The organism is Candidatus Cybelea sp. (assembly GCA_036489315.1).
GTDB lineage: Bacteria > Vulcanimicrobiota > Vulcanimicrobiia > Vulcanimicrobiales > Vulcanimicrobiaceae > Cybelea.
Genome location: DASXFZ010000062.1, coordinates 1 through 11,225, shown reverse-complemented (window position 1 = coordinate 11,225; position 11,225 = coordinate 1). Strand labels below are relative to the sequence as shown.

General features: G+C 64.2%; 9 protein-coding genes and 1 tRNA gene. 6 read left to right on the top strand and 4 right to left on the bottom strand.

Annotated elements, in window-relative coordinates; translation table 11 throughout:
- Both rapZ and VGG51_14440 read left to right on the top strand, forming a co-directional pair.
- Positions 1-784: RNase adapter RapZ (gene rapZ / locus VGG51_14445; protein HEY1884225.1), on the top strand; the 784-nt coding region annotated here is incomplete at its 5' end.
- 19 nt (positions 785-803) lie between these two features.
- On the top strand, positions 804-2,150 hold the full coding sequence (locus VGG51_14440) for a YvcK family protein (GenBank protein HEY1884224.1): 1,347 nt from the start codon (positions 804-806) through the stop codon (positions 2,148-2,150).
- 6 nt (positions 2,151-2,156) lie between these two features.
- Here VGG51_14440 and VGG51_14435 read toward each other — a convergent pair whose 3' ends face one another.
- A complete protein-coding gene (locus tag VGG51_14435) occupies positions 2,157-2,483 on the bottom strand; it encodes a carboxypeptidase-like regulatory domain-containing protein (protein HEY1884223.1) in 327 nt (108 codons plus the stop codon).
- Between the two features lie 64 nt (positions 2,484-2,547).
- On the opposite strand from VGG51_14435, the gene VGG51_14430 reads away from it, so the two are divergent.
- Both VGG51_14430 and VGG51_14425 read left to right on the top strand, forming a co-directional pair.
- Positions 2,548-3,951, top strand: a complete 1,404-nt coding sequence (locus VGG51_14430; GenBank protein HEY1884222.1) for a cystathionine beta-synthase — start codon at positions 2,548-2,550, stop codon at positions 3,949-3,951.
- A gap of 4 nt (positions 3,952-3,955) precedes the next feature.
- Positions 3,956-5,131 (top strand): cystathionine gamma-synthase, encoded by a 1,176-nt coding sequence (locus tag VGG51_14425; protein ID HEY1884221.1) that lies wholly within the window; start codon positions 3,956-3,958, stop codon positions 5,129-5,131.
- Here VGG51_14425 and VGG51_14420 read toward each other — a convergent pair.
- A complete protein-coding gene (locus VGG51_14420) occupies positions 5,088-5,684 on the bottom strand; it encodes a hypothetical protein (GenBank protein ID HEY1884220.1) in 597 nt (198 codons plus the stop codon). The two genes, VGG51_14425 and VGG51_14420, sit on opposite strands and share 44 nt — an antisense overlap.
- Complete coding sequence (locus VGG51_14415) at positions 5,681-6,718, bottom strand: alpha/beta hydrolase-fold protein (protein ID HEY1884219.1); 1,038 nt, start codon at positions 6,716-6,718, stop codon at positions 5,681-5,683. The genes VGG51_14420 and VGG51_14415 overlap by 4 nt, the downstream gene beginning before the upstream one ends.
- Positions 6,719-6,777: 59 nt before the next feature.
- Here VGG51_14415 and VGG51_14410 point away from each other — a divergent pair, with 59 nt between their 5' ends.
- Both VGG51_14410 and VGG51_14405 read left to right on the top strand, forming a co-directional pair.
- Positions 6,778-10,536 carry an amino acid permease gene (locus tag VGG51_14410; protein ID HEY1884218.1) on the top strand — a complete coding sequence of 1,253 codons (3,759 nt, stop codon included), beginning with the start codon at positions 6,778-6,780 and terminating at the stop codon, positions 10,534-10,536.
- Between the two features lie 6 nt (positions 10,537-10,542).
- Positions 10,543-10,626, top strand: a tRNA-Leu gene (locus tag VGG51_14405).
- An 18-nt stretch (positions 10,627-10,644) separates the two neighbouring features.
- On the opposite strand, the gene VGG51_14400 is transcribed toward VGG51_14405, so the two are convergent.
- Positions 10,645-11,225: hypothetical protein (locus VGG51_14400; GenBank protein HEY1884217.1), on the bottom strand; the 581-nt coding region annotated here is incomplete at its 5' end.

The window sequence follows — 11,225 nt, the reverse complement described above, 5'->3', positions numbered from 1 at the left end:
CTTGGGCTTTTACTGCATCGAACACCTTCCTCCCGCCGTACTCGACGGTGTCGTCGCCGCGCTCGAGCAGTCGGGCGTCGTCGACGTGGCGATCGCGCTCGACCTTCGCGGCGATACGCGCCTGGGCGATGCCGGCACGGCGATCGATCGCATCGTCGCCAGCCACCGCGCGCGCGTGCTCTTCCTCGATGCGGCCGACGCTCTGCTCGTGCGCCGCTTCAGCCAAACCCGGCGGCGGCATCCCTTTGCGCGGACCGGTTCGGTCCACGAAGCGATTGAGGCTGACCGGCGGCTGCTCGCTCCACTGCGTGAACGGGCCGACATCGTCATCGACACGACCGACCTCACGCACGGAACCCTCAAGGAGCGTATCGCGGCCGCGTTCGTTGCGGAGCGCCCCGCCAAGCTCGCGGTCACCTTCATCGCCTTCGGTTTTAAGTTCGGCATCCCGACCGATCTCGATCTGCTCTTCGACGTGCGCTTTTTGCGCAATCCAAACTATGAGGAATCGCTGGCTTCCAAGACCGGCGGCGACGCCGAAGTCGGCAACTTCATCGAAAGTGACCCAGCGCTTGCGCCGTTTCTCTCGAAGATCACCGACCTCATCGATTTTCTTCTCCCCTGCTACATGGCCGAAGGCAAATCTCAGCTCACCGTCGGAATCGGGTGTACGGGCGGTCGCCACCGCTCCGTGTACGTTGCCGGCCGCCTTGCCAAACGTTATGCCACCAACGACCGTCTGGAGGTTGCGCTCGAAATGCGCGACCTCGCCCGATCGGCCTGATTAGGCAGCGCACGTCGAAATGCGTCAACGCATCGCGCGCTCCTTGCACTGGCTCGTCCCCGGCGTCGGCGTCAAACGCTGGATCGTTCTTGCGATCTTCGGCATCGTGCTCTTACTCGATGGGATCGCCCGCTGGTTCATCGCTCAGGGCACCGGGATCAACATCAACGAATTGCTCGACGACATCGTCGACGACTACTTTCCGCCCGTCTATCTGACCGGCATTCTCGGAATCGCGGGGCTCGCGCTCGTCGGTTTCGGTGTCGTGATGTGGCTGCGCGGCGTCGCGCGCGTCGCGCGCGGACGAAATCCAAAGGGCTTTCGCGATGCGCTGACCGGACGGCGCCTGCAGCAGGGATACAAGATCGTTGCCATCGGCGGCGGCACCGGCCTCTCCACGCTGCTTCGCGGGCTCAAGCGGCGCACGACCAATCTCACCGCGATCGTCACCGTGAGCGACGACGGCGGTTCGTCAGGCCGTCTGCAAAAAGAGCTCGGAGTTCTGCCGCCCGGCGATATCCGAAACTGTCTGGTCGCGCTTGCCGATGACGAGGCCCTGGTCACCGATCTCTTCCAGTATCGCTTTACCGAAGGCGAAGGGCTGAGCGGACATTCCTTCGGTAATCTCTTTCTTGCCGCGATGAGCGGCGTCACCGGAAACTTCGACCATGCCGTCAAGGAATCGAGCCGCGTCCTCAACGTCGTCGGCCGCGTGCTGCCGGCGACGCTCGGCGTCGTTCGTCTCTGCGCCGAACTCGACGACGGCACGATCATCGAAGGTGAATCGAACATCTCGCATACCAGCCGTCCGATCAAGCGCGTCTTCTTCGATCCGCCGGCCGTCTCGCCGCTCGACGAGGTGGTCGAGGCCATCCGCGACGCCGATGCGATCGTCCTGGGGCCCGGCTCCCTCTTTACATCTATTGCGCCGAACCTTTTGGTGAGCGGCATCGCGCGCGAAGTCGCCAGCGCACCGGCCGTCAAGATCTACGTCTGCAACGTGATGACGCAGCCCGGCGAGACCGACGGGATGACCGCCGCGGATCACCTCGAGGCGCTGCTCGCCAACGCCGGCGAACGCGTCTGCGATTACGTCGTCGTCAATAACAAGCCGCCGTCACGGCTGCTTGCCGCGTACGCACAAGAGGGGCAAGTTCCGGTCGAACCCGATGCCGCGCGAATTACCGCTCTTGGCTTTACGCCGGTCTGCGCGCCGGTCATCGGCGAAACCGAAACGGTGCGTCACGATTCGGTCCTGCTCGCTAACGTCGTCTTGGGCGTCGTCGACCGGACGGTTGCCCAGCGCGCGACGCTCGTGAAACCGGCGAGCGCGTACCGCCGCTCCGCGCCGCTTGGAACGAGCTAAGGAAGCTTACTGGCCGGGAGGCTTTGCGGCGAGCGTCAAATTGAGCGTGAAGGGTTTGCCCGGCTCGATCGTCGCGCTCGACGTGACCGCCTGATATCCGCTCGCCGCGACCGCGTAATCCGCGATTCCGCTCGGAACCTTATCGAACGTGAAGTGCCCCGCCTCGTCGCTAGTGGCCGTTAGCACGGTGTCCAGCGTTACGACGGCACCGCGAATCGGGGAGCTCGTCTGCGCGTCGACGACCGTGCCGCTTACGCTCGCGTAACCCGCGGCTGGAGGCAGGGCATCGTTGTTGCAGCCCTGCGTCCCCAATAGAAGCAGCGCCGTCGCCACGAGGAACCTCCCTGCGAAAGCATTCATAGGTGAAGCTGTTCGCCGCGCGGAAGGCGCGGCTCCTATGGCCAGCACCGTGCCGTCCTCTTCAGCGTCGAAGCTCGCCTATTGCGAGACCGCGCTGGACGCAATCGGCAATACGCCGCTCGTCAAGCTCAACAAGGTCGTCGACGGAGCCTCGTGTCTCGTACTCGCCAAAGTCGAATATGTGAACCCGGGCGGAAGCGTCAAGGATCGCCCGGCCGTCGCGATGCTCGATGCGGCGGAGCGCGAAGGCATGCTCTGCCCCGGAGGAACGATCGTCGAGCCGACAAGCGGCAACACCGGGACGGGCTTGGCGATGGCCGCGGCGATCCGCGGCTACCGGTGCATTCTGGTGATGCCCGATAAAATGTCGCGGGAAAAAGTCGATCTGCTGCGCGCCTACGGCGCCGACGTCGTGCTGACGCCGACGAACGTGCCGCCCGATTCGCCCGAATCGTACTACAGCGTCGCGAATCGCTTGGCTTCAGAGATTCCGGGCGCATTTCAGCCCAATCAGTTCCACAATCACTTTAATCCCGAGGCGCATTACCACACGACCGGTCCCGAGATCTGGGAACAGACCGGCGGAGCGATCACGCACTTCGTGGCCGGCATCGGAACCGGCGGGACGATCTCCGGGACGGCGCGCTACCTGAAAGAGAAGAATCCGGCGATTCACGTCGTCGGCGCCGACCCCGAAGGCTCGATCTACTCGGGCGACATTCCGCGCTCGTATGCCGTCGAAGGCATCGGCATGAGCTACCTGCCCGAGACCGTCGATTTGCGCGTGATCGACGAGATGGTTCGCGTCTCGGATCGGGATTCGTTTTTGATGGCCCGGCGGATAACGCGCGAAGAAGGGCTGCTCGTCGGCGGATCCTCCGGAACCGCAGCCGTTGCCGCGGTGCGCCTGGCCAAGACGCTCGGCCCCGAAGCGATCGTCGTCGTTATTCTGCCCGATTCGGGCCGGGGTTACATGTCCAAGATCTTTAACGACGACTGGATGATCGCCAACGGTTTTCTTCCCGACGCGAAACGCCGCGCGACCGTCGGCGATGTGCTGCGCAGCAAGACCCCGCTGCCGCCGCTGATCACCGTCCAGCAGAACGACACCGTCAAAAAAGCGCTCGATTTGCTGCGAGAGTACGAGATCTCGCAGCTCCCGGTGATGCACGGCAGAGAGCAGGCCGGCAGCGTCAACGACGTCGGGGTTATGCGCAGCGTCTTCGATCATGCGGACATCCTTCACCAGCCGGTAAGCGAGGTGATGGGCCGGCCCTTTCCCGCTTTGGAGCAGTCCGAGGAGATCGAGCTTGCCTACAAGCTCCTAACGCTCGCCAACCCGGCAATCGTCGTTACCGACGAAAGCGAACCGATCGGCGTGCTCACGCGCCACGACATCATCAGCTTCCTTTCGACCAGCTCCGAGATCGTTCGCAAGTGACCCCATGAGGTTTTCCACGAAGGCGATTCACGTCGGCCAGGAGGCCGATCCGGCCACCGGTGCGACGATCGTGCCGATCTACCAGACATCGACGTACACGCAGGCGCGGGTCGGCGAGCACAAGGGCTTCGACTACAGCCGGACGATCAATCCGACACGTCTGGCGTTGGAACGCCAACTCGCTTCACTCGAGGGCGCCCGCTACGCAAGCGCGTTTTCGAGCGGCATGGCCGCGACTTCGGCGGTCATCAACCTCTTGTCCAGCGGCGACCACGTCGTCGTCGGCGACGATCTGTACGGCGGCACGTACCGGCTCTTCGAGCGCGTCTTTGCGCGCTACGGCCTGGAGTTCACCTACGTCGACATGCGCGACCTGACCGCAGTGGCCGGTGCCGTCCGCCCCAACACCAAGCTGTTCTGGATCGAGACGCCCAGCAATCCGCTGCTCAACATCGTCGACATCGCAGCAATCGCGGCGCTGCGGCGCCCGGATCAAGCCGTCGCCGTCGACAACACGTTCGCGACGCCGTACTTCCAACAGCCGCTCGCGCTCGGCGCGCAGATCGTCGTCCACTCGACCACCAAATACGTCGGCGGCCACAGCGACGTCGTCGGCGGCGTAGCGATCACGAATGAAAGCGAGCTCTTCGACCGGATCAAGTTCGCGCAGAACGCGGCCGGCGGCGTTCCGGGCCCGCACGACGCCTGGCTGACGATGCGCGGCGCTAAAACGCTGGCCGTGCGTATGCGCGAGCACGCGCGCAATGCCGGCTCGATCGCCGAGTTTCTCGAGTCGCGTGACGACGTCGAGCGCGTCTATTATCCGGGTCTGCGCTCACACCCGCAGCACGAGCTCGCGCGGCGTCAAATGAGCGGATTCGGCGGCATGCTCTCATTCACGCTCAAGGGAGGCGCACAGCGCGCGCTCGAGTTCGCCGGAAGGCTAACCTACTTCAGCCTCGCCGAGAGCCTCGGCGGCGTAGAGTCGCTGATCTGTCATCCCGCACGGATGACGCACGGCTCCATTCCCAGGGAAGTGCGCGAAGCGCGCGGCGTCACCGACGAGCTGCTGCGCCTCTCGGTCGGTATCGAGGACCTCGACGATCTAATCGACGACCTGCGGCAGAATCTCGACGCTACGGCTGATAGGTCGGATATGCAACGGCCGTTACTTGCTTGAGAACTTCCTTCGCCTGGTCCGACGACGTATCGCCGATTCGCGTCGTTTCCTCTAGCACGATCCCTCGCTGACCGTCGGCCCAGACGACCGCATACTCTTTGCGCGCGTCGAAACCGCTCCCGTAGGCAACCTCCACGAACGTGGCCGGCATGCCGTTGAGCAGCGTCATCGGCGTCTTGTTGCGAATCAGCGAGCTCGAATCGGAGCTGTGCGTCTGGCTCTCGAACTGCGCTTCCCATTGGCTGGGCGACCCGGTATAGGACTCCATCTGAAGCTGGATCGTACGGGCGTCTTCTTGGCCGGGCCGGATCACCCACGTCGCGACCGGCTGCAGATCGCTATTGAGCGAATCGAGACTGAAGCTGATGACGCGACCCGCGAGGATCGCGTTGGCAGGCGCCGTGAAGTTCATCGCCGCGTCGGTATAGACGCGCGGGTCGGGCGTCGGTGAGGCGGCAGCCGCCGTCTGCGCGAGTACGCGCCCGCCACTCATGGCGAGCAACGCAACACTCATGGCGAGCAACGCAACAAAGCTAAGAAGAAGCCTTTTCATTCCTGATCCAGTACGGCGGCAAGCGCCGGAAGCGAAATTTGGTAGCGGTATCCGACGTTGCGGTGGTCGTCGTCGAATTCCTCGTGCCGCACCTCTAGCCCTAGCGCCCGGATCTGCTCGGCCACGACACGGGCCCCGATATCGAGATTATATTCGTCGCGCCGGCCGCAATCCAGGTAACGGAAGCGAAGCCGCGCCAGCTGGTCGTAGCGGTTCGCCACGCGCTCGGCGGGGTCAAAAGCGAGCCAGCGAGCGAAGACCTGATCCCGCAGCGCTCCCGCGCCTCGCTCGAAGGGCAGCTCGAAATCGAACGCCTGAGCGCTGCGCGGCGAGTACGCAGCCGCGTAGGCCAACATCTCCATCGTCGTGATCTCCGCCATGCTCGGCTTGCGCTTGGCTTCGAACGCCGTCACGTACGCGGCAATGTCGAAATCGTGTGCTTCGAGCTGCCGGTGAACCGTCGCAAACGCCGGAAAGTGCGCGTAACGGAAGTACGAATCCCCGCTATGCGAGGCGAACGCCGCAAAGACGCCCGGATGCTCCATAACCAGATGCATCGCGCCGAAGCCGCCCGACGACTTCCCCAACACGGCTCGCCCGCCTTCTGCCGCGATGCTGCGATAGTTGCGATCGACGTGACCGATGACGTCGCGCACGGTGTAGGTCGCGTACGCGCCGTTGTGGATCGAGTCGACGTACTGCGAGCCGCCGAGCCGGGTGAAGCCGTCGACGATGGCCAGCAGTACGGGCGGGAGTTCTCCCAAAAGAATCATCCGATCGGCCCACTGTGCGACGTTGGTCTGCCAGGCGCGCGCCGAGACGAGCGCGGCTACGTCTCCGGTGTATCCGTGCAAGACGTAGAGCGCGGGATAACGGCGCGAGCCCTCGGCATCGTAGCCGGGCGGCTGATACACCGCAACGGGCCGCGTCGCGGGGTCTCCGAGCGGATTGTTGGCCAGCGCCGCGCTCTCCACGAAATCGATTCCGAGCGTGCCTTCCAACCCGATGAGCCGCGAGAAAGCGCGATCTTGCATAGCATTTTCCTTTCGTCGTACGAAGAGGTGCCGCCTCGCGCCCCGAAACGTGGGCGGTTATGAAACGCGCGATCGATCTGCGTGGCGCGGTCTCGATCAACGTGATCACGATGATCGGCATCGGCCCGCTGGTAACGATCCCGCTGGTCATCGCCGCGCTCGGGGGCCCGCTTGCGCTCGTGGGATGGATCGCCGGCGCGATCGTCGCGCTCTGCGATGGCTTGGTATGGGCCGAGCTTTCCTCGCGCTATCCCGGATCGGGCGGCACCTACGTCTATCTTCGCAACGCGTTCGGCGCGCAGCGCCTCGGCCGTGCGCTCGCCTTTCTCTTCAACTGGCAGTTCCTGCTCTACGCGCCGTGTCTCTTGGCCAGCGGTTATATCGGCTTCGTCAACTACGCCGCGTATTTCTATCCGCCGCTCATGGGTACCGCGGCCCACGATGTCGCCGCCGTCGGCATCGGCTGCGTCACGATTCTTCTTCTCTATCGCCGCACGTCGGCCGTCTCGGCGCTCGGCGCGGTGCTCGCGGTTGCCGCCACCGTAACGGTGGCGCTGGTCGCGCTCGCCGGCCTGACGCACGCCGATTTCACGCGTGCCTTTCACCTCGCCGCGCCGGTTCGCTTCGGCGGAGGCCTGCTCGCCGGCTTCGGTACGGCGCTCTACATCACGTTGTACGACTACGTCGGCTACGCCGATGTCGCGCTGCTCGGCGACGAAGTCGTTCGCCCAAAACGAACGATTCCGCTGTCGATCGTGCTCTCCGTGCTGATCGTCGCAGTGCTGTACGTGCTCCTACAGGTCGGCGTGCTCGGAGTGGTGCCCTGGCAATCGCTGCTCGACGCGCACGGGCAGGCGACCGCGCAAGCGCAATACGTTGGCGCGGTGGTCGTCGATCGCACGTGGGGGCACGCTGCGGCCGTCGTGGTCACCGCACTCGTGCTCGTCACGGCGCTCGCGTCGCTCTACGGGAACCTGCTCGGTTTCTCGCGCATCCCGTTTGCCGCCGCCCGCGACGGCGCGTTCTTACCGGCTTTCGCCAAACTCCATCCGCGCAAAGAGATTCCCCACGTCGCGCTCCTGTCGGTCGGCGCGCTCTCTTTGATTGCGAGCTTTTTTACGCTCGACCAGGTCATCGCATTTTTGATCGCCGGAATCGTGCTCATTCAGGGCGTCGCGCAGGTCGCGGCCCTCGCGCTGCTGCGCCGCCAGGGCGCGGCGCCGTTTCAGATGCCGCTCTATCCGTTTCCAGCGATCGTCGCGCTAGCCGGCTGGCTCTTGGCGTTCGCTGCTTCCGGTACCGGCGCGATTCTGCTCGGGGTGGGCTGGCTCGCTGCCGGCGCCGTCGTCTACCTCTTCGCGGCAGGGCGCGGGCGGTGGTGGCCGTTCCTCGCGGCGGCCGCGTTCGCGGTGCTGATCGCTCCGACGCCGGCGATTGCGACTTCCGCGCCGGCGACGTGGGCAACCTGGAACGCTTCGCGCACCGCCTCCGATCGCGGTTATCCCGTTTTCGCGGTTGCCGGTAAGCCGTTCTTCGTGTACGGTGCGTCGTTCTTCTACGAGCGGATTGCGCGCGATCAGTGGCCCGCGACTCTCGCTGCCTACAAACGGTTGGGGATCAATACGATTGACCTCTATCTCATCTGGAACTGGCACGAACCCGAGCAAGGCGCGCGCGATTTTACCGGGTCGACCGATCCGCGCAGAGATCTGCTCGGACTGCTGAAGCTCACCCACGAGCTGGGATTCAAGCTGATCCTGCGTCCGGGCCCGGTCATCCGCAACGAATGGCGCAACGGCGGGTACCCAGCGTGGCTGCTCGAAACGCCGCCTTATAACATGCCGCTGCACGACGTTCTCGAGGGCCGCTATCCGGCCACGGCCACGCTGCAGAACGCGCACGCCGATGCCGCCGCCGCGGAGTGGCTCGGGAACGCCACGCATCTCACCGAAGCCGGCCAGTGGCTGCACGACGTGCTCGATACCGTGCAACCCTACAGCGAAGACGTTATCGCGATCGCGCTCGACGACGATCAAGGCGCCTATCTCGACAACGATACGTGGCCCGCGCCGCACTGGCACGATTACATCGACTGGCTGCGCAAGAACGTGCGCGCCGTCGTCGGACCGCATGTTCCGCTTTTCATCAACACCTACGAGATGAAGGTCCCGAGCGCCTCGCCGCAGTGGGCATGGGGTAACTGGTATCAAAGCGGGTCGTATCGCATTACCGCGCACGATCTCGCCGACCTCGACTTTGCCACCGGATTACTTCAGACGCAGGATGCTCTGCCGGTGATGCAGTCCGAGTTTCAAGCCGGCTGGCTGCAGGGAGCCGACGAGGCCGCTCCGCGGCCGAGCGATCCAGTCAGTACGTCGCTTGCCCTCGCGGAGCTCCTGCGCGACGGCGCGCACGGAATCGTCAACTTTCCGGTGCAGGATACGATCTATCCGCACGGCTGGGAAGCACCCTGGGCGAACTGGTCGTATGGCTGGGGCGCAGCGCTTACCGTCGATCTGCAGGCGTCGAAGCGCTATGCGCCGACGCGCGCCTTCGGCGACGTCGTCCGCCGCTACGGCGCGCTGCTCGCGCGGACGCACGTTGTAGCCGACGCCGCCATTATCTGGCCGCCGACGCTCTTCACGCCGGGGACTCTGAGCAACGGGGACTTTGCCGCCCTGGCTGCCGCAACGATCGCGATGCAGCGCTCGTGCAACGCTCGCGGTTTGACCTGCACGCTCGTCGACCTGGCGAACGGCTCGGCGAATAACGCGCGGTCGCTTCTTCTTCCTCTCTCGTCGTCGAGCGCGCTGATGCGGCGGGTCTCAAAGAGCGGGGCGGAACGCATCGCGCAGCTGCGGGCAGCTGGAAGGCTCGGGTTCGATCCGGCCTCGCTGGGAACATCGATCCGCAAACCGCCCAACGTCACGATTCTTCGCGCCAACGATTCATCGTATGGCTTTCTCGTTGCGACGAATCCCGGCTCGGGGCGCCGACACTTCAACGCCGTCCGCGTGCCGCTCTTTCATCGCAGCGTCACGGCAGCGGCATTTACCTTATCGGGTGGGGGCGTGCGCGTCGTGCCCGTGGGGGTGACCGCGCCGCCAATCTTTGCGCCGCCGTCCCCGGTTTTTGGGACGCCGCCGCCCTTCGGAGATCCCGAGGGAACGGCGATCGCGAACTCGCACCTTCGCGTGGTCTTTGCGCCCTTCGCCGGCGCGCGCATCGCCGAGCTGGGCGAACGCCGCAGCAATGCCGCGACGAGCATCGGGCTGCTTCGGGATGCGACCGATCCGCAGCCTCCGGTGTCGCCCCGCGACTATATCGGCGCCTACACGCATCCCCTGCCCGCCGGTACATTCAATCGGATGTACTCTTGTACGAATCAGGACACGACGACCACGACGCGCGTCAGTTGTTCGTACGATGCGCCCGACCTGCCGCGGGGCGGCGGGACGTTTACCCGCACGATATCGCTCATCGGGGGCAGCGGCGAGCTCGTCGTCGACGAGCAGATGCACCCGCACGACGCGCAATCGACCGCGAGGCTCGAGAGTATTTCGGGCTTCGCCTTCGGCGCGCACGACCAGCTGCTGAAGTCGACCGCGGGCGAAGCGATCGGAGTGCTGCACGGAACCCGCCTCGTTACGCTGAAGTGGCGCCACGGCGACGTGGCCCGTACCGAACTTCGGCAGACGCGCGGCGCCGAGTTGGTTACCCTGATCTTTTCTCGGCGTTCGGCCGAGCTGCGTTTGGGGCTACGCACCGTCCGAGACGCCGCCGAGGCCCGTCGGGTGCTCGACGCGAATCAGCCGTAGCTCCGCGGGGAAGTGGCGGAATGGCAGACGCAGCCGCCTCAAAAGCGGCCGAGGCAACTCATGTGGGTTCGACTCCCACCTTCCCCACCAAAAAAGGCCTAAAAATAACTACGACACTACACAATTGGTAACCGACTGGTAACGGGGGCTTTTTTGTCCAAATTTTCTGAACGATACGGATATTCGAAGTCGCGAACGGCCATCCAAGTCAAAAGCATCGACGACGCTCTCCGTAATGGCCTCTGGGACATTGTCTCGCTGAAATTTAATTCGCTCGATCCCGGGCGTGGGCGGTATGGCTACGTTTTCACTGAAACGCCCCTCTACGCCTTGGGCCGGAGTCTTAACCACAACCTCTTCAAGCTTCCAATGGACTTGGTTCCACACGTCACAGAGAAGTTCTGGCGAGAGACGCGCCTCTGGTTTATGGACAGCGCAAGCTGGTGGGAAGTCTACGATTTCGTCGAGTTCGTTGCTCAAAACGTCGATGGCACCGCCAACTTCACCAAAGCGTGCAATCTTGTGATGACTCGAGAAATGGCGGGCTATCGCTTTGTAGACGCCCTGATCTCTCCGATCGTTGACGAGGTTGAGATCTCCGAGATCGAGACCGCGCTTGGCAAATCGCAACGACCGGTAGCGCAGCATCTTGCGGCATCGTTGGAATTTCTTAGCGATCGACGAAACCC

Coding starts and splice junctions, on each gene's coding strand:
- VGG51_14410 (HEY1884218.1), top strand. CDS start 6,778: ATGAAACGCGCGATCGATCTGCGTGGCGCGGTCTCGATCAACGTGATC.
- VGG51_14425 (HEY1884221.1), top strand. CDS start 3,956: ATGAGGTTTTCCACGAAGGCGATTCACGTCGGCCAGGAGGCCGATCCG.
- VGG51_14415 (HEY1884219.1), bottom strand. CDS start 6,718: ATGCAAGATCGCGCTTTCTCGCGGCTCATCGGGTTGGAAGGCACGCTC.
- VGG51_14430 (HEY1884222.1), top strand. CDS start 2,548: ATGGCCAGCACCGTGCCGTCCTCTTCAGCGTCGAAGCTCGCCTATTGC.
- VGG51_14440 (HEY1884224.1), top strand. CDS start 804: ATGCGTCAACGCATCGCGCGCTCCTTGCACTGGCTCGTCCCCGGCGTC.
- VGG51_14420 (HEY1884220.1), bottom strand. CDS start 5,684: ATGAAAAGGCTTCTTCTTAGCTTTGTTGCGTTGCTCGCCATGAGTGTT.